Consider the following 19,812-nt stretch of genomic DNA (forward strand, 5'->3'; position numbering starts at 1 on the left):
TATAAATATAAAAACTAAGCATATGTATAACAGGTATTTTCTTTTGCTGGTCTCTTTCCTGATAAGCAATATTGCTCATGGTCAGAAAAAAGCACCTTACTTTGGCAATGTACAGACCGTGAACGGATACAACCGTGAAATAAGCGGAGAAAACATTGATTATTTTTCAGCTTTCCCCGATCATGCTACCCGTGCGCTTCTTACCCGTACGACTGACGGTGCTAAAACAATAGAATGGGAAACAGCTCCTGCACCACAAAAGAATACCGGACCATACGTCTACTTCAACTGGTTGGTTTCACATTCATCAGGGACCAGCGGCGGGCCCAGAAATTTTGATCTGTATATCAATGATCAGAAAGCATTAATCCTTACCACTTATCCGGCCAATCAACGTCCGGACTGGGTTTCCAAAGCTGCTGACAGCACAGCGTTTGTATTTCATCAAACCAAAATGGACGGCCTGAAAGACTCTTATGGAATTGCCTATTTACGCGTCCCTGTCAGTAAAATAACACCGGGAAAACCTCTCCGCTTGAAACTGGTAGGTCAGAACCAAAACAGCCGTGACTGGTTTATGACCTATAAATTTACTTTCGAGGAAAAAATAGATGCAGCCTCTACTCCATTCATCTTAAAAGACGGAAAACGCCTCATCACCCTTACTACTTTACATTTTGGACCGGATCAGAAAATAACAGCAACCATCAATAATAAAGACTCTCACTCTTTCACAATACCGGATGGGATCAAAACTTTTGACATTCCAGTTGATCTTTCACAGGAAGGGGGTAATGTACAGCTGGTAGTCAATTCAGGAAAAAAAGAGTTGTTCCGTAAAAATATTGAGGCTGGAAAAGTTGTTCCCCGTACTTTATATTTCATCCATCATTCTCATACGGACGTTGGCTATTCTCACCTGCAGGCTGAAGTGGAAAAAATACATACTAAAAACATCTATGACGCTATCAAAATGATTAAGGAGACTAAAAACCTTCCTGAAGAAGCGCGTTTCAAATGGAATGTAGAAGCACTCTGGGATGTGGAAAATTTTATGAAAACAGCCACTGCAGAGGATAAAAAATCATTTGTAAATGCAGTAAATGAGGGCGGAATAGGTCTTTCTGCCATGTATGGTAATATTTTAACGGGTCTCAGCCAGCCGGAAGAACTTTTCCATTACACGGAATATGCTCAGAAACTTGAAAAAGAATATGGATTAAAAATCAACAGTGCGATGATGTCTGATGTACCGGGATTTGCATGGGCTTTAGTCCCGGCACTTACTTCATCCGGAGTAAAATATTTTTCCAGCGGGCCCAATTATTTAGGGAAAACCAACCCTTATCTGGGAGACCGTGTAGGGAATTTTGTAAAAAACTGGGGCGATAAACCTGTATGGTGGCAATCGCCATCCGGAAAGGAGAAAATATTATTCTGGACTGCAGGAAGAGGCTACTCTTCCTGGCATGGAGTACACCCGGGGGCTGTATTTGAAACTGGTCAGAAAAAAATCTCAGAATATCTGGAAGATCTTACGAGAACCAATTATCCGTATGACATGGTGCAGTGGCGCTATAATATTGTAGCGGACAATGGTCCTATAGATCCTTCCGTATCAAGATTTGTAGACGAATGGAATAAGAAATATACTTCCCCTAAGATTGTTCTGAGTACAAATGAAAAGATGTTTGAAGTATTCGAAAAGAAATATGGTGACCAGATCCCTGTTGTAAAAGGAGATATAAGTCCTTATTGGGAAGATGGATCTATGTCCACCGCCAAAGAGGAAGGGATCAACCGAAACAGCAGCCTGAAATTACAGCAGCTGACAACGCTCTACGCGATGCTAAATCCTGGTCAATACAACAGCCAAAAGTTTTATGATGCATGGAGAAATGTTATTCTTTTTCATGAGCATACCTGGGGAGCTTTCAACAGTATTACGGCTCCGGACCTTCCTTTTGTAGCGGACCAATGGAGGGTAAAAAGACAGTTTTCCCTTGATGGAAATTCTCTTTCAGAAAACCTGGAAAAAGAGCTCCTTCAGCCTCTCACCGATCCTTCCTCTAAAACAATTGCGGTTTTCAATACCTCATCATGGACGAGAAGCGGTGTGGTAACCATTCCGGGAACGGCTTTCGGAAATGCTGTGAAGGATGCATCCGGGAATATAGTTCCTCTTCAGAAGCTTCAGGACGGAAGCATGGTATTTTTTGCCAAAGACATTCCGGCATTAGGTACAGCAACCTTTACTATTATTAAAGGTAAAACACAATCATCCGGTACTTTTACAATTTCAGACAACGGAATTTCCAATGGAAAAATAGCCCTGATATGGGATCGTAAAACAGGAAGTATTACCCGTTTTGCAGATAGCGGTTCTACCAATTACGCAGGAAGTTTTAATGATCAGGGACTCAACAGCTATTGGTATGTACCAGGATCTGATCCGAAAGAAGTGATGACCAATGCTGATGTACAGGTAAAAATCCTGGAAAACGGTCCTGTAATCGCTAAAGTTTCCATAATCTCAGAAGCTCCCGGAGCCCATAAACTGGAAAGAATTATCACATTGACAGCCGGAAGTGATGAAGCTGCTCTGGAAAACATTGTGGATAAAAAACCAGTACGTACAAAAGAATCTGTTCATTTCGGATTTCCTTTTAATGCCGACTTTAAAAACATTACAATAGATGCAGGTTATGGAACGATGAAATACCTTACGGACCAGCTTCCCGGTTCCAATATGGATTACTGGTACGGCCGCCGTTGGGTAGATGCTTCTTCCGAAGAAAAAGGAATGCAGTGGATGATGATTGAAACCCCATTGATTGAAGCTGCAGAGATGATTGATGAAAGAATGACCATCGACAACAGCCATAAAAAATGGAAAGATAAAGGAACGCCAGGAACAACAAACTGGTTCAGCTATGCAATGAACAACTATTGGCATACCAACTATAAGGCAGATCAGGAAGGTCCGGTACATTACCGTTATACTCTCCGTCCTCATGCTGAGTTTAATGCTGTAGAAAATGAAAAATCTGCAGCAGCTTTTACACAGCCTCTTATTGCGATCCCCGTTAAAGAAAAATCACAAGTCGGAAAAAGTCTTTTCCGTATGAATAATGAGAATATTGTAGTGACAAGTGTTACTCCTCAGGAAGATAAAAGTCTCCTTATAAGGCTTTACAATCCTTCTGAAAACGAGCAGACCACTGCTTTTATGTGGGAACAGCTAAAACCTTCAAAGATTATTGAACTTAAAACCGGAAAAGTATTATCTCCTACCGAAAAGGTTAGTTTATCCGGAATGGATGTCGTAGAAATCAGAATTGTTCTTTAATATTATTCAAAATCAAAGAAAATGTCAAAGCCAGTCATTGCCATAGACATGGGAGGAACCAGAATTAAGATAGGAATCATCCAGAATGCAAGTATCCTGGCTTCCGAATCTATTGATGCTCATTCCGGACACGGTCTCAGACAGAGACTCCCTTTTATACAGGAAACCGTAGAAAGCCTATTACATCAGCAAGGCCTTTCAACAAACGATATTTTGGGACTGGGCATAGCTTCTCCAGGTATTGTGGACAATATTCAGAAAAGAATTCTTTCTATTGATAAAAAGTTCGGAGACGCTCCGGATATTGATCTGGAAGAATGGTGTCTGCAAACTTTTGATCTGCCTTTCACCATAGAAAATGATGCCCGTTCTGCATTACTTGGAGAATGGAAATACGGGAATGCAAAAAGCTATGAAAATGCAGTTCTTATGACATTGGGTACCGGAGTTGGAAGTGCTGCTGTTATGGAAGGACAATTGCTGAGAGGTAAACATTTTACAGCCGGTATATTGGGTGGGCATTCTGTGATCAATTATAAAGGAAATCTTTGTAACTGTGGCAATAAAGGCTGTGTAGAAACGGAAGCTTCTACCTGGAGCCTCCCTGCCATAGCAAAAACAGAAAATAGCTTTACCCTAAGTGAGCTTTCCTCCTCTCCTGTCATTGATTATGAGCTTGTTTTCAAACTCGCTGAAAAAGAAGGTGCAGCCGCCAAAAATTTGCGGGATCAAAGCTTACAGGCATGGGCAGCGTGTGCGGTTAACCTTATTCATGCCTATGATCCGGAAGTTCTTGTATTGACAGGCGGAATTATGGCCAGCAGTTCACAAATTCTGCCCTATATCAGACAACATATAGAAACTCACGCCTGGACCCCATGGGGAAAGGTACAGATCAAAGAAGGAGCATTCCCTGGTACTGCAGCTTTACTCGGAATCGCACACCTTGTCAATCATTAATAAAAAATCGAATGAAATCAAATTTCAATAAATTCCCTGTTATCAAAATACAAAACCACACCTGCGTAACGGGTTGGGATAATATCACAGAGGAAATAAAAAAAAATACACCCCGTCTCATTGCCATTGAATGCTATCCCGGTGTTTTTATCAAAGAGATCATAACTTCTGTGCAGGAATTATTACATCCTGAATTGATCATTGATACCTCAGAGGCGATGAAACCAGAGAACGAAATTGCAGCAATGGTACAGCAATATGTTACGGATGATCCTGTATTTGGCTATATCACCCCATTGGAGCTGGAAGATTATTTTGATTCGTCAAAAATAGCTGCAATTCAACAACAGATAAACAGCACCCAAGGCTGCACAGTGATTATCGGTCCGGGTGCCACTTTACTGGCCCTGCAGCCGGATCTTTCCCTCTATGCAGATATGCCCCGGTGGGAAATACAGAGGCGCTTCCGTAATAATACAGCCTGTAATCTGGGCAGAACCAATTATACAGATTCTTTTTCCTATCAGTACAAACATGCTTATTTTGTAGATTGGCGTGTTTGTGACCGTCATAAGAAAAGAATTTTGAAGACCTGTCATTTTGTTCTGGATACCACCAAACCCCAACAGCCTAAAATGATAAGCACCAATGCTTTGTTTGGAGCTCTTAAACAGTCCATAACACAGCCTTTCCGGGTTGTTCCGTTTTTTGATCCAGGGCCATGGGGTGGCCAATGGCTGAAAGAAGTCTGCGATCTGGACAGGAATGTACCCAATTACGCATGGGGATTCGATTGTGTACCGGAAGAAAACAGTTTATTATTAGAATTTGGGGATCAGGTTGTAGAAATTCCATCAATCAATCTGGTATTTTTCCAGCCGGAAGCTTTGCTTGGACACCAGGTCTATGATGGATTTGGAGATGAATTTCCTATCCGTTTTGATTTTCTGGATACCATGGAAGGCGGAAATTTAAGTTTACAGGTTCATCCTCTGAAAGAATATATCAGAGAAAAGTTCGGAATGACTTATACGCAAGATGAAAGTTACTATATGCTGGATGCCAGAGACAGCGCTTTTGTATATCTCGGGCTGAAAGAAAATGTAGATCCTGATGCCATGATGAAAGACCTTGCCGCAGCTCAAAATGACAATATTCCTTTTGATGCTGACCAATATGTACAAAAATGGCCGGTACGCAAGCATGATCATGTTTCCATCCCGGCCGGAACCGTACATTGCTCGGGAGCAGATTCTGTTGTGTTGGAAATAAGCGCAACCCCTTATATCTTTACTTTTAAACTCTGGGATTGGGGAAGAATGGGACTGGACGGGAAACCCAGACCTATATCCCTGGAACATGGTAAAAATGTAATCCAATGGGACCGAACCTCTTCATGGACTCAGAAAAATATTCTTAACCTTACGGAACAGGTTGCTGAAGGAGAAGGCTGGCGTGAAGAACGTACAGGACTTGATGCGTGGTCATTTATTGAAACCCGCAGACACTGGTTTACACAAAAAGTAGAGCATCACACAGAAGGAGTGGTGAATGTTCTGAATCTTGTGGAAGGCCGTGAAGTAATCATTGAAAGCCCGGACAACAGCTTTGAGCCTTATATTATTCATTATGCCGAAACTTTTATTGTTCCCGCCCATGTCGGAGCCTATACGATTACCCCTCATGGAGAGAGTGCCGGTAAAGAATGTGCAACGATAAAAGCCAGTGTCCGTACAGAAATGATTGCAAGTAAAGTTTTAAAATAATTGCTATGCCTGAAAACATCAATTCAAATATTATTTATAAATCGACGCTGGTGGCTTCTGTGGGTGGATTATTATTCGGGTATGATACGGCAGTGATCTCGGGAGCCATTGGTTTTATGAAGATCTATTATCAGCTTTCTGATGTGATGACCGGATGGGTAGCTTCATGTGCTTTACTAGGCTGTATTATCGGAGCCATGTATTCCGGAAAGCTCAGTGATCAGGTTGGCCGGAAGAAGGTATTAATGCTTTCTGCCCTTTTATTCACGCTTTCTTCTGTGGGTACTGCACTCGCTCCTAACCTTTGGAGTTTTGTTATATTCAGGATTATAGGGGGAATGGGAATCGGGATTGCTTCTATGCTTTCACCCATGTATATTTCAGAAATGGCTCCGGCAGCGATAAGAGGGCGCCTTATATCGATCTTTCAGCTTGGCATTGTGACCGGGATTCTGGTCATTTATTTTGTCAACGCATATATAGCCGGAATTCATAACGAAACGTGGAATATTTCTACAGGATGGCGATGGATGTTCGGATCAGGTGCTATTCCTTCCATTATCTTTATCCTGCTATTGTTTACCGTACCTGAAAGCCCACGCTGGCTGGCCAAACAGAAACGGAATCCTGAAGCGTTAGCCATTCTTACTCGGATCAATGGGGTTTCTGCTGCTCAACAGGAACTGGATTCCATCAATGATTCTCTGAAAGACGAAAATCCTGTTTCTCTTTCTGATATAAAAGAACCAAAACTCAAGCGGGCATTGGGAATTGGGATTTTACTGGCTGTATTTTCACAGTTCACGGGAATCAATGCGATCATGTATTATGCCCCTGAAATTTTTAAATCTACAGGAGTAGGCTCTGATTCTGCTTTTATGCAGACTATTCTGGTGGGTGTTATTAATGTTATTTTCACTTTTGTAGCGATCCGGTATGTAGATCTCTGGGGACGTAAAAAATTACTGTTGCTGGGGATTTCGGGAATGGCCATCTGTCTGTTTACAGTTGGTCTTACTTTCTATATGCAGCAACAAGGATATATGGTACTGATTGCGATTCTTGGTTATATTGCGTGTTTTGCCATGTCATTAGGCCCACTTACGTTTGTGGTGATTGCAGAGATATTTCCTACTAAAGTACGGGCAACAGCCATGTCAGTAGCGACATTTTTTCTTTGGGCAGCTGTATTTTTAGTATCACAGACCTTTCCGGTACTGATAGGATCTGTAGGCAATGCTTATACCTTCTGGCTCTACATGATCATTGCCATAGCTGCATTCCTGTTTATTCTAAAAAGAATCCCTGAAACCAAAGGAAAAACATTAGAGGAAATAGAACATACCTGGGAAAGTAAGCAGTAGTCTTACTTTCTGAAAATAAAAAATCCCATTTTAGCTGATTACACTAAAATGGGATTTGTTTTATATAGACTTTGACTTATCTTCCAAAGTCATCCTGTACTCTTACGATATCATCTTCATCTGAAGGATTGGATGCATCGGTATGTTGCCATATTTCAGCTACAATTCCCCAGCCTGACAGTCCTATTAATCTGTGTCTTTCTCCCTGCTGAAGTTTTACCTGATCTTTTGGGTGGTATTCTGCCACTTCTCCTTCTTCATCTGTAGTGCTTCTTTTGATTCCTACTGTTCCTTCCACTACCTGCCAGATTTCGGCTCTTCTGTGGTGATACTGCCAGCTTAGTCTTGCTTCCGGAGCAACAATAAGAATTTTCGGGCTTAGCTTCCCTCCTATTCTCAGGTTTTCTACATCAATTCCATCAAAATACTGGTTGGCAAAATCCTGTGCCTGAGCTTCATCTATCACAAAAAAGCCTCCCCATGGTCTGGTATCGTCTTTTGCTGCAATGGTAAATCCCTGGCTTTGCAGAGTCTGTTCCACTCTCTCGAATATTTCTTTTTTTTCCGTGCTCATATATCTTGTTTCTCTTAATTAAAATTATTTATCTGACTCTTCTTTTGACATTGAATAAGGGAAGTCTTTTTCCTGTGATCCTCTGTCTGTATTTGGCTTACTGTCCATTTTAAAATTCAGAACTGCTCCTTTGCTTAATTCATTATGGCTCAACCAGTTTTTGGAATAAGGCTGTCCATTTACATTCAATGATTGTACATATAAATTTTCTGCACTGTTTTCCGCTGCCTTTACTTCAATTTTCTTGCCGTTTTCAAGGTGAATGGTTGCCTCTTTAAATAATGGCGCTCCCAATACATACTGATCTGTTGCCGGAGTTACCGGATAAAAACCTAGTGCTGAGAAAATATACCATGCAGAGGTCTGCCCGTTATCTTCATCTCCACAATAGCCATCCGGAGTTGCCTGATATAGCTTATTCATGACCTGTCTTGCCCAATATTGGGTTTTATAAGGTGCTCCTGCATAGTTGTACAGATAGATCATATGCTGTATAGGCTGATTCCCGTGGGCATACTGCCCCATATTCATAATCTGCATTTCTCTGATCTCATGGATCACGCTACCATAATAACTGTCATCAAAAACAGGTGGCAATGAAAATACTTCATCCAGTTTGGCTTCAAATTTCTTTTTACCGCCCATCAGTTCAGCTAAACCATTAATATCCTGGAAAACCGACCAGGTATAATGCCAGCTGTTCCCTTCTGTAAAGGCATCGCCCCATTTGAAAGGATTGAAAGGCTTCTGGAAATTACCGTCTTTATTTTTACCGCGCATCAATCCGGTCTCCTTATCGAACAGATTTTTGTAATTATACGCTCTTTTTTTGTAAATATCAATTTCTGAGGCAGGTTTTCCTAATGCTTTTCCTAATTGATAGATGGAAAAGTCATCATAAGCGTACTCTAATGTTCTGGCTGCGTTCTCATTAATTTTCACATCGTAAGGAACATAGCCTAATTCATTGTAATATTTTACACCTGCACGTCCAACGGCTTCTATAGGCCCTTCATTATTGGCTCCGTGTTTTACGGCTTGCCAAAGGGTTTCCACATCATATCCGCGAAGTCCTTTGATATAGGCGTCTGCCACTACGGAAGCAGAATTGTTTCCAATCATAATATCGGAATATCCAGGGCTGCTCCACTCCGGTAAGAATCCGCCTTCTTTGTATGCATTGGCTAAACCTTCCAGCATTTCTACATTAATACTTGGATATACTAAGTTCAGGAAAGGATACAAGGCACGGAAAGTATCCCAGAAACCGGTTCCGGCAAACATTCTTCCGTCTGTAATTTTTCCGTTGTACGGACTCCAGTGCTTTATTTTGTTTTGAGCATCAATTTCATATAATTTCTGCGGGAAAAATAATGTTCTGTATAATGAGGAATAAAAGGTTCTCATCTGCTGATCTGTACCTCCTTTTACTTCTATTTTTCCTAAGGTTTTATTCCAGATATTTTTAGCATCGGTTTTCACCTGTTCAAAATTTCTGTTTCCGATTTCTCTTTTAAGATTGATTTCAGCCTGTTCAAAACTGATGAATGACGAAGCTACTTTTGCATAGACCGTTTCTTTATCTTTCAGTTTAAAACCTACTATAGCTCCTGTGTGATCACTGGTAATTTCTAACTTATCATTAATCAGTTTATCATCTTTCCAGGTTTTTGTCAGCTCAAAATCTTTATCAAACTGAACAACAAAATAGTTTTTAAAGTTATCATATTTCCCGGTTGAATATCTGGTAGTATACCCCAGAATTTTTCTTTCTTTCGGTAAAATTTTGATGTACGACCCTTTATTTAAAGCATCAATCACTACATATGCACTGTCTGTTTTCGGGAAATCGAATTTGAAGAAAGAAGCTCTTTCTGTAGGCGTAAACTCAGTAGTTACATTGATGTCTGCTAAATAAACACTGTAGAAATAAGGAGTGGCAACCTCAGCTTTATGGCTGAACCAACTGGCTCTGTCATCTTCTTTAAATTTTAGTTTCCCTACTCCCGGCATCATGGAGAAAGCTCCATAATCATTCATCCAGGGAGAAGGCTGATGGGTTTGCTTGAATCCTTTTATTTTATCGGCATCATAAGTGTAAGCCCATCCGTCACCCATTTTTCCGGTTTGTGCTGTCCAGAGGTTCATTCCCCATGGAAGTCCGACTGCCGGATAGGTATTTCCGTTGGATAATGAGGGTTTAGACTGAGTTCCCATCAATGGATTTACATAATCTACCGGAGATATATTCTGACCGAAGGCCCAGGCTTGTAATAAAATAAAACAAGTGGAAAAAATGTACTTCATTGTATCGTTTCGTTTATTAATTTATATAAGCTTTTTTTAGTGCATAGCTGGAAGCTCCCAGAATAGCCGCATCTTCAAATATGGCAGAAATTTTAACCTGCAAGGTAATGTTATTCTCTTTTAGATTCTGAATAAATCTTTGCTCAAAATGAGGATAAGCTTTTGCTATATTCCCTCCTAAAACTAAAACTTCCGGTTTGTAGTGATCTACATATTTTACGATAAAGTCTGAGAAAGAATCTGCATACTCGTCAAATACCTGTTTTTGTATTTCTAAAGGCATATCCAGAAGATCCTTACTCCCTGAAATTTGTTCTCCGGTCAATTCTTTATACCGATTTACAAACCAGCGTGTCGCCAGATAATCTTCACAGATAGAATCTTTAAAGGGAGAATCCCACAGATCTTCATCCGTGGCAAATTCTCCATTATAGAATGTAGTTCCTAATCCTGTTCCCAGAGTTACTCCAAAAACTCTTTTAAAACCCTGTACACAGCCCCCGAAAACTTCGCCTTCCATAAAAGCAGCCGCATCATTAACAAAGTGAATCTGCTTTGTAGAAGTGGATAATCTTTTAGCCAATTCCTCTTTTATGTTGACATGAAGGATATCCATAAACTTCCCTTGCTCCATCAGCGATATCCCGTTTTCATAATCGAAAGGGCCCGGCATGGCTATTCCTATTAAAAGATCTGATTTAGCCAGATTATGGGCTCCTTTTTCAATGGCTGAAGTCCAGGCTGAGAAAATAGTTTCTCTGTCGTCAAAGGAATTAACATGTTCTCTTACATAGGTTGAAGTGATAATTTCACGTTTTTCAGGATCTACCTGCGCGAGTGTAATGTGTGACCCTCCAATATCGATTCCCAGTATATTCTGCATCATTTTTTAATTTAAATTCAAACTGTTTTATTGTATTGAAAAACAGACAAACAGAAAGATAATGTCTGTATGCCTGTTTTGCAATATGTTATCTGTTTTTCAGATAAAATCTTCATTCAATAGGTTTTATTTAACAATGATTTTACCTGATGAAGTTACTTTATTTTTTGAAGATGTGATTTTGTAAATATAAGTACCTGCAGCCAGATCCTGTGTATTCACTGTGTTATTATTTTGATTAATATCCTGTTTTTTCAATAATTTCCCTGAAGTATCATAGAATGCAACCTCACTGTTTTCAGTAATTGTAAAGTGAATATCACTTCCTCGTTTAACAGGATTTGGATAAACAGTATTATTCTCTTTTACATTCTCAACATCCCTTACAGACAGAGAAGCATTACAAGGAACCTCTGTTTTCCAATTGGTGCTGGTCATATTAACTAATGTTGCAAAATGGGTATTTGCTGTAGCATCCAAAGCACCTGTTCCGCTTCCTTCATCCATCTTCCAATTGGCTTCCAGTCCTTGTGAGTTTGCGGATACATTACAGCTGTTATCCAGAATTTCCTGAGCTGACAATGCTCTTTTCCATACTCTGAATTCGTCCAAAGAACCGTTTAATGCACGGGAATTGTCATAATTTCTTGCCAGATACATAATACCGTTAGCTGTAAAATTACCTGTAACCGGAGTGCTTGTATCAAGAGTTCCGTTAACATAAAGCTTCATCGCTGTTCCATCATAGGTCGCAGCTACATGATACCAGGTATTGGTGTTGAATGCTGTATTTGTATTAATTTTTGTCTGAGAAGAACCGAAACTCAATATAAACTGAAGTTTATTATTCGCCAGATTGCCATCACCGAATCTAAGCATCGCAGAGTTGCTGTCTCCTACTTCAATACCAAGGACTGATGAAATATTAGGGAAAGCTGTTTTAAATGCATTTACTTTTACCCAACCTTCAATGGTTACAGCATTTCCGCTCAGGTTAAACTGTCCTGCATTCAGATAGTTTGTGCTTCCGTTGAAAGAAAGTGATCTTGGGCCAGGGCTTACAACCGGGGCAAAACCACTGTTGAAAGCTCCTTCTCCTGAGTAAGTACTTACTGTTCCGCCATTACATGCTGCCTGTACTTTCCATACATAGCTTGTATTAGGTGTAAGGTTTTGCAGTGAATAATTATTGGTGGTAATATTCTGAACTTCATTCCATGTAGTAGCCGCAGTTGTTTTGTACTGCAATGTATAAGAAGATGCTGTTCCTGCATCCCATGACAACTGAGTTGAGTTTCCAAGATAGCTTCCTGACACAAGACCTGAAGGCGTTGCACATCCGTTTCCGGAATTGAATCTTGGAGCAAAAAGATAAGTACTTGTTAGGGTTGAAGAACAATTAGACTGTATTCTCCAGTCATAATCCGTGTTCATCGTAAGATTATTGATAACCACATTACTTCCGGAGTAGTTGTTGGCAACGTTAGTCCAAGTTGTTGAGCTGGCAGGTTTATAATCGATGTTATACGTTTGGGAGCCATTAGAGGTCCAGTTTAATTTCGCAGAAGTTCCTGTTACATTGGTTACCTCCAGTCCTAACGGCGGATCACAGGCCTGTCCCTGACTCCATGAATAAAGCTGTCCGCTTAACTGAGTGTTTTCATTATAAAGAATATTGGAGCCTGTGCTCAGATAGCTGGCTACATCAGTTCCTGCTAAATCGTACCACATGAACACGCCATATCCGTCATTTTTAGTACTGGTTGCTGAAGAGGCAACAACAGATGCAGGAGTAGACTGAGGGTTTGTATTCTGAATCCAGATTGCTGCCGGGGAGAGTTTTGTTTTATCAAGAGGCGGAACGTTTGGAGCAACATAAGTACCATACATCGCATTCCAGCTGTAATTGATATAATTTCCTGCTGAGTCTCCATTATAGCTTTGTCTTGAAGTAGCCGGACCATAGTAATAGAAGGTAATCAGTTTATCAGGCATTGCGGCTTTCAGTTCCTGTAATAGCATCACAAAAGAACTGTTATTAGGCTGCCCTGTTCCATTATTTCCGTATCCTGCATATTCATCATCTAAATCTACACCATCCAGACCATAAGTATATACAGTATGAGCGACCTGTAAAGCAAAGTCTTTAGCAGCTTCACGGTTAGGGAAATTGGAAATTCCGGCTCCCTGATGGTTTCCTAAAATATCCAGTAATACTTTAATTCCTTTCTGTTGTAAAGGTTTTACGTAGGTATTTACATCATTCAGTACTTTGGTAACATTATTATTGCTTGAGATATAGGCTCTGCTTTTAGAAACATCATAATTGATGTTGGCAGCGAAGATAATGGCCACATCAAAAAGCTGTCTATTGCTAGTCTGTAAAGTATAAGAGCCTGCGTTCAGCATGTTGTTGTTATTCACTTCCACATAACAGACTCCCAAAGGGTTAAGCTGCTGAGCTTTCATTTTAGGGGCGGTCTGAAACATCAGAGCCATAAGGGGAATAAGAAAGGCGTTTTTTTTCATTGATCTTAATTTTATTAGAATAGGAAAAGTCATTGGACCTAGGCCCAATGACTTATTTTTATTATTTTATCATTAATTTCTCTGTTTGTTTGATACTTCCATTCTGCGATTCAAACTGAAGGATATAATTTCCGGATGAAAGTCCAGATGATTCATACTGATTATTTCCGGTATTCAATGATTTCGTGCTCATAATTCTTCCATAAAAATCAAAGATGGTCAGTTTTCCTTTGTTGTATTCATCTGGAACTGAAACCGTAAATGATGAAGATTTGCTGATTGGGTTCGGAAATATTCTGATTGGATTCTTCGTATTAGCTGAGCTTAACTCTCTTTGGCTGGCTACAATTTTTGATACTGTTGAAGTGCCTGTTGCACATGGCAGATCTGTTCCCCAATTGGAAGCATCTACTCCTGTTAAACTTAAACTAATTCCATTTCCTGAACTATCCTGAACCGTAGAACCACTTCCTTCATTGAATTTCCAATAAGCAGCAAGAGAAGTAGCCGGAACAGATACATTACACATATTCTGACTGATTTCTGTCTGGCTTAATGCGCGCTTCCAAACTCTAACCTCATCAACTTTACCATTGAAATTTCTGGAAGTGTTATATAGATATCCTACGTTGAATGCCCCATTAGAACTTACATTTCCGGTTTGTGCTTTGCTTGCATCCAGCACTCCGTTGATATAAAGTTTCATAGAGCTTCCATCATAAGTTGCAGCTACATGATACCAGGTATTGGCATTCAAAGCCGTAGTAGAGGCTAGTTTTTGCTGTACATTATTAATACTTAATACAAACTGAAGCTTATTATTGGCCACGCTGGCATCTCCCAATCTTAATAATGCTGAATTAGTATCTCCTGCTTCTGTTCCCATAATGGATGAAATATATGGAGAAGCAGCTTTGAAGGATGAAGGTTTAATCCAGCCTTCGAAAGATAATGCTGAACCACTTAAATTGATATTTCCTGCTGCTCCGGATTCAGTGCTTCCATCCAGAGAAAGAGCATAAGAACCTGTAGGCGCTGTTCCACCTGATCCACTGTTGAATCTTGGGGCAAACATATAAGTACTTTTTACACTGCAGTTTGTTCTGATTCTCCAATCGTATTCAGTATTAGCCGTTAATCCTGAAACTGTTACCGAACTAGCGTTAACCGCTGTAGCTGCACTCGTCCAGGTGGTTGAAGAAGCTGGTTTATAATCAATATCGTAAGTATTTGTTCCTACTGTAGTCCAGTTTAATTTTACGCTGGTTCCTGTAAGATTGCTGGTGTATAACCCAATAGGCGCATCACAATTGGTTCCTTGTGTCCACGATTGTAGAGTACCGCTTAAAACGGTTGCTTCACCATACAATGTCTGAGTTCCTGCTGTAAGCTGTGATGTTTGATTGGTTCCTTTAAGATCATACCAAAGATATAATCCATAGCCGCCATTTTTCGTTTGAGTGGCCAGGCTCGTGGTTGTAGAATTGGACGTATTTCCCAACCAGACTGCTGCCGGAGAGATCTGAGCTTTAGTCAATGGTGGAACGTTAGGTGCAGAGAATGTTCCGTACATCGCATTCCAGCTGTAGTTGATATTATCTCCTACTCTGGCTCCGTTCCAAGAAAGCCTTGAAGCGGCATCTCCATAATAATAGAATGAGATGATTTTATCAGGAAGCAATGCCCTTAATTCCTGAACAAGCATAACGAAAGAGCTGTCATTAGGTTGCCCTGTTCCGTTATTTCCATAATCTGAATATTCATCATCAAAATCAATCCCATCCAGACCGTAAGTGTTTACTGTATTGGCTAACTGTAGTGCAAAATCTTTGGCTGCCTCACGGGTAGGAAAATTACAGATCCCTGCTCCCTGGTGATTTCCCAAAATGGTTAACACTACTTTCATTCCTTTTTGCTGCAGCGGTTTTATATAGGTATCTGCATTGGTAAGAACCTTGGTCACATTATTGTTAGAATATAAATAGGCTCTTCCACGGCTGGTATCGTAATTAATATTAGCCGCAAAGATGTTTACCACATTGAACAGATAACTGTTCGATGTTTGCAGTTTATACGCTCCCGTATTCAGGATGTTGTTGTTATTCACTTCCACATAGCATATTCCTTTAGGATTAAGCTGTTGTGCATTAAGGAAAGCACCGGCCTGAAGCGCCATGGCCATCAGTGCAGTGGTAAGGATTGATTTTTTTTTCATTGTATAATTTTTAAGGTGTTTTGGTGTGTGAATTTGATATAACAATCCCCTGATCCTTTCTTTTTCAGGAAAGAATCTTAATTAAATAGGCCATATAAACTAATGGGTTATGTCAGTAAATCAGGATTTTCGTTAAAGGTTTTCCAAAGCAATTCTCCAAATAAGGTATTGGCCCATGCGAACCATTCTCTGGTGAATTTTTTGTCATTGTCTTTATGGAAGGATTCATGCATAAAGCCTGTCCCGCCGTGCGTTTTCTGTAAAGTATCTATACACCATCTGATCTCACTTTTATCCTTTGTAGTGAGCGCTTTCATAATGATACTCATTGGCCAGATCATATCCAGTCCAATATGTGGACCTCCTATCCCTTCTGCCAGCTTTCCTTTGAAAAAGAACGGGTTATTTTCCGACCAAACGAATTTTCTCGTATTCTGATAAACAGGGTCATCCGCTTTCACCGCATCCAGATAAGGTAATCCCAGCAAACTAGGGCAGTTCGCATCATCCATCAGGTTATAACTTCCGAAACCATTTACTTCAAAAGCATATATTTTTCCGAATTCAGGATGATTGTAAATTCCATATTTTTTAATGGCTGCATCTACCTCATCAGCAAGGCTGTTCAGTTGCTGAGCCAACGTTTTTTCATTTTTAATCTGAGACACCATTTCTGCTGCCTGACGTAAACTTACTACAGCAAATAAGTTAGAAGGAATCAAAAATCCATAGATGGTAGCATCATCACTTGGTCGGAACATAGAGCTGATAAGACCAACAGGCTTTGTTGGATAACCATATCCACCCATTGGAACTCCGTCTGTAGCCCATGAGGTTGTACGTTCAAATTTGTATGGACCTAAGTCCTTTTTCCTTTGTTGTTCAATGAAAGTCTGCAACGTAAGTTTAATTCCCTGTAGCCAGTTTGCATCGAAAGGTTTTGTATCTCCTGTGGTTTTCCAGAAGTGATATGCTAAACGGATTGGATAACACAGAGAGTCGATTTCCCATTTTCTTTCATGGGTTCCCGGCTTCATATCTGTGTGGTCATATTCTTTCCACTTACTGATCTTTTTATCATCATTATAGAATGCGTTGGCATAAGGATCTTTAAGGATGAAAGTTGTCTGCTTATGGATCACTCCGGAAATCAATTTGTGAAGCTTCTCATCTTTCTTTGAGAACTGCAGATAAGGGAAAACCTGTGCAGAACTGTCACGAAGCCACATGGCATCAATATCTCCTGTAATCACATAAGTATCCGGTGTACCATTGGTTTCACTGTAGAAAACAGTAGTATCTAATGTATTCGGAAAGCAGTTTTCAAAAAGCCAGCTTAGCTCTTTATTGTTTACTTTCTTTTTAAACGCTGCAATAGCACTTTCTACGGATTCACTGGTAAAATGTCTTTTATCTTTAGGAACACGAACTACAGGAAAACCTTCCGTAGCCAGGGTTTTTGCAAAAACATTCTGAGTAAACAGCAATCCGGCTCCTCCCATTGCACTTGTTTTAATAAAATCTCTCCTTTCCATTGATACTTTTATTTCGTTTAATTTTTATTAGTCTTTATTTTACAGGCTTACTTCCCATTACAAATCTCAGTTCGCCACCATTCATAATATCGCTGTGATTCAGTTCCCAGCCTTTGTACTCTTTTCCGTTCAGGAACATTTTCTGTACATAGATGTTTTTATCTGAAATTTTATCTGCGATCACCGTGAAGGTTTTTCCATTTTCTAGCTGTAATGAAGCTTTAGGAAACTGTGGTGCGCCGATGGCATAAACCGGTTTTCCTGGCGTTACAGGGTAGAATCCTAATGAAGAAAAAATATACCATGCTGACATTTGTCCGCAGTCTTCGTTATTCACAATTCCATCCGGTTTGGCTGCATACATATTATCACGGATGTATTTTACCATTTTCTGTGTTTTGTAAGGGCTTCCTGCATAGTTATACAGGTAAGGAACATGATGTCCTGGTTCATCTCCAAATCCTAAAGACCCGATGAATCCTGAGATATCCACATGCTGCTCTCCTTCCATATGAAGGGCTTCTGTAAATGTTTTATCCAGTTTTTCTTCAAAACCTTTCTTGCCACCATACAGATTCATCATTTCATCTATTTGATGAGGCACGAAGAAATCATAAGCCCAGATATTTCCTGAAACCCAATGAGGTTGAAGCTTCTTCCAGTCATTAAGGGTAAAGTCTGCTAAGAATTTACCATCCTTCTGTCTTGGCCAAAAGTGATTATTTTCTTTATTGAAAGTGTTCAGGAAGTTCATTGAACGTTTTTTGTACACCTCAGCTTCATTTTTCTTTCCTAATTTCTCTGCTAATTGTTGAATACACCAATCATCATAAGAATATTCTAACGTTGCAGAAACAGAAGCTCCGTTTTCTGAAGGAGTATAGCCTAATTTAATATAATCGTTAAGACCTCCGCCTCCATCGCTGCTACTCATTTTATCGGTAAGAGAAGCATCTTTCATCGCTGCAAATGCTTTTTCAGCATCAATACCCGGAACTCCTTTTGAAATAGCATCCCAAATCACAGACGCACTGTGATAACCTAACATACAGAAATTATCATAACCGCATAGTTCCCAGATCGGCATGTGATCTTTACGATCTGTATATCTGCTGATAAGAGAATTGGCAAATTCTTTTGTATGTTTCTGATCCATAATGGTCAGCAATGGGTGAGTTGCTCTGAATCCGTCCCAGTAAGAATAGGTACTGTAGTTGGTAAACCATTTCGTATTCATATTTTCCTGAGCGGCTACATAGTCTCCGTTCACATCCATATAAAGGTTCGGAGCAATAAATGTATGATAAACCCCGGTGTAGAAAATTTTTCTCTGACTATCTGTACCTCCGGTTACCTGAAATCTTCCGATAAGATCTCGCCAGGTCTTTTGTGCTGTTTCTTTCGCTTTTGCAAAATCTACGTTTTTCGCTTCTGTATCAAAATTTTCCTGAGCATTCTCCGTGCTTACCGGAGATAAAGAAACTTTTACTTCAATACTTTCCTGATCTTCAGTAGCGAATCTTACAAAGGCTTTAGCATCTTTAGCCAGCGCAATTTTTTCGTTATCTTTTATTTTCCCTTCAGCATAAACTCCATAAGATTTAAACGGTTTGGAAAACTCCATCACGAAATAGGCAAATCTCTTTCCACCCCAACCGTTGCTGTAGCAATATCCTTTGATCTTGTTATTACCTTCTACGCTTACCAATGTGTGATAAATATTTCCGAAGATTTTATTGGTAGGATCAATAATAATATTGGCCTCATCTGTCTTCGGGAAGGTATATTTATGGAATCCTACTCTTGGAGAAGCAGTAAGTTCTGCTTTAATTCCATAGCTGTCCAGCATTACGGAATAATATCCCGGTACTGCAGTTTCTTTATCATGAGTAAATGTTGAACGGTAGCCGGTTTCAGGTTTATCTTCTGACCCGGGAACCATTTTTACCTGCCCAACTGTTGGCATCACCAAAATATCACCAAGATCTGCCCAACCTGTTCCGCTAAGATGGTTATGACTGAATCCCATGATTGTTTTACTGCTGTAATGATATCCGGAACACCAGTCCCAATCACCACTTTTGGTATTTTGATCCGGACTCAGCTGAATCATTCCAAATGGTGTGGTAGCTCCTGGAAATGTATGCCCGTGTCCTCCTGTTCCAATGAACGGGTCTACCCAGGATAAAATGTCATTTTTATTTTGCTGGGCATTGGTTATGGAAACCAGAGCGGTAAAAAAGCAGATCAACAGTTCTTTTTTCATGATAGAGGTATCAGAGATTTTTTAAAATTTAAAAGTTTGTTTAAAATTATGAAAACCTTTATAA

General features: G+C 39.9%; 11 protein-coding genes. 4 read left to right on the forward strand and 7 right to left on the reverse strand.

What is annotated here, in order from left to right:
* The first annotated feature begins 22 nt into the window (after nt 1-22).
* Genes BOQ64_RS09630 through BOQ64_RS09645 form a run of 4 tightly spaced genes read left to right on the forward strand, consistent with a single transcriptional unit; the run spans nt 23 to nt 7,439 of the window.
* Nucleotides 23-3,349, forward strand: coding sequence for a glycoside hydrolase family 38 C-terminal domain-containing protein (locus BOQ64_RS09630; RefSeq protein ID WP_129057892.1), 3,327 nt, complete (start codon nt 23-25; stop codon nt 3,347-3,349).
* 21 nt (nt 3,350-3,370) lie between these two features.
* Entirely contained in the window at nt 3,371-4,309 is a 939-nt protein-coding gene (locus BOQ64_RS09635; RefSeq protein WP_129057893.1) for an ROK family protein, read from the forward strand.
* Nucleotides 4,310-4,320: 11 nt separating this feature from the next.
* Nucleotides 4,321-6,075 (forward strand): class I mannose-6-phosphate isomerase, encoded by a 1,755-nt coding sequence (locus BOQ64_RS09640; RefSeq protein ID WP_129057894.1) that lies wholly within the window; start codon nt 4,321-4,323, stop codon nt 6,073-6,075.
* 5 nt (nt 6,076-6,080) lie between these two features.
* Complete coding sequence (locus tag BOQ64_RS09645; RefSeq protein ID WP_129057895.1) at nt 6,081-7,439, forward strand: sugar porter family MFS transporter; 1,359 nt, start codon at nt 6,081-6,083, stop codon at nt 7,437-7,439.
* Nucleotides 7,440-7,515: 76 nt separating this feature from the next.
* Here the strand turns inward: BOQ64_RS09645 and BOQ64_RS09650 are convergent, their stop codons facing one another.
* The 7 genes from BOQ64_RS09650 to BOQ64_RS09680 form a co-directional block, all read right to left on the reverse strand.
* The gene (locus tag BOQ64_RS09650) at nt 7,516-8,013 is read right to left on the reverse strand and encodes a phosphoheptose isomerase (protein WP_129057896.1); all 498 of its coding nucleotides are present in this window, start codon (nt 8,011-8,013) and stop codon (nt 7,516-7,518) included.
* A 24-nt stretch (nt 8,014-8,037) separates the two neighbouring features.
* Nucleotides 8,038-10,320 carry a GH92 family glycosyl hydrolase gene (locus tag BOQ64_RS09655; protein ID WP_129059697.1) on the reverse strand — a complete coding sequence of 761 codons (2,283 nt, stop codon included), beginning with the start codon at nt 10,318-10,320 and terminating at the stop codon, nt 8,038-8,040.
* A 16-nt stretch (nt 10,321-10,336) separates the two neighbouring features.
* On the reverse strand, nt 10,337-11,206 hold the full coding sequence (locus BOQ64_RS09660; RefSeq protein ID WP_228448293.1) for an ROK family protein: 870 nt from the start codon (nt 11,204-11,206) through the stop codon (nt 10,337-10,339).
* A 123-nt stretch (nt 11,207-11,329) separates the two neighbouring features.
* Complete coding sequence (locus BOQ64_RS09665; RefSeq protein ID WP_228448294.1) at nt 11,330-13,732, reverse strand: endo-beta-N-acetylglucosaminidase H; 2,403 nt, start codon at nt 13,730-13,732, stop codon at nt 11,330-11,332.
* Nucleotides 13,733-13,793: 61 nt separating this feature from the next.
* Complete coding sequence (locus tag BOQ64_RS09670) at nt 13,794-15,947, reverse strand: endo-beta-N-acetylglucosaminidase H (RefSeq protein ID WP_129057898.1); 2,154 nt, start codon at nt 15,945-15,947, stop codon at nt 13,794-13,796.
* Between the two features lie 107 nt (nt 15,948-16,054).
* A complete protein-coding gene (locus tag BOQ64_RS09675; protein ID WP_129057899.1) occupies nt 16,055-17,482 on the reverse strand; it encodes a glycoside hydrolase family 125 protein in 1,428 nt (475 codons plus the stop codon).
* Nucleotides 17,483-17,516: 34 nt separating this feature from the next.
* On the reverse strand, nt 17,517-19,748 hold the full coding sequence (locus BOQ64_RS09680; protein ID WP_129057900.1) for a GH92 family glycosyl hydrolase: 2,232 nt from the start codon (nt 19,746-19,748) through the stop codon (nt 17,517-17,519).
* Between the last annotated feature and the right edge of the window lie 64 nt (nt 19,749-19,812).

It is taken from the genome of Chryseobacterium sp. CH25 (assembly GCF_004119455.1).
Lineage (GTDB): Bacteria > Bacteroidota > Bacteroidia > Flavobacteriales > Weeksellaceae > Chryseobacterium.

Bases quoted from the DNA above. Each gene is read 5' to 3' on its own strand.
- BOQ64_RS09650 (WP_129057896.1), bottom strand. From the start codon at position 8,013: ATGAGCACGGAAAAAAAAGAAATATTCGAGAGAGTGGAACAGACTCTG.
- BOQ64_RS09660 (WP_228448293.1), bottom strand. From the start codon at position 11,206: ATGATGCAGAATATACTGGGAATCGATATTGGAGGGTCACACATTACA.
- BOQ64_RS09640 (WP_129057894.1), top strand. From the start codon at position 4,321: ATGAAATCAAATTTCAATAAATTCCCTGTTATCAAAATACAAAACCAC.
- BOQ64_RS09670 (WP_129057898.1), bottom strand. From the start codon at position 15,947: ATGAAAAAAAAATCAATCCTTACCACTGCACTGATGGCCATGGCGCTT.
- BOQ64_RS09680 (WP_129057900.1), bottom strand. From the start codon at position 19,748: ATGAAAAAAGAACTGTTGATCTGCTTTTTTACCGCTCTGGTTTCCATA.
- BOQ64_RS09655 (WP_129059697.1), bottom strand. From the start codon at position 10,320: ATGAAGTACATTTTTTCCACTTGTTTTATTTTATTACAAGCCTGGGCC.
- BOQ64_RS09665 (WP_228448294.1), bottom strand. From the start codon at position 13,732: ATGAAAAAAAACGCCTTTCTTATTCCCCTTATGGCTCTGATGTTTCAG.
- BOQ64_RS09635 (WP_129057893.1), top strand. From the start codon at position 3,371: ATGTCAAAGCCAGTCATTGCCATAGACATGGGAGGAACCAGAATTAAG.
- BOQ64_RS09645 (WP_129057895.1), top strand. From the start codon at position 6,081: ATGCCTGAAAACATCAATTCAAATATTATTTATAAATCGACGCTGGTG.
- BOQ64_RS09630 (WP_129057892.1), top strand. From the start codon at position 23: ATGTATAACAGGTATTTTCTTTTGCTGGTCTCTTTCCTGATAAGCAAT.
- BOQ64_RS09675 (WP_129057899.1), bottom strand. From the start codon at position 17,482: ATGGAAAGGAGAGATTTTATTAAAACAAGTGCAATGGGAGGAGCCGGA.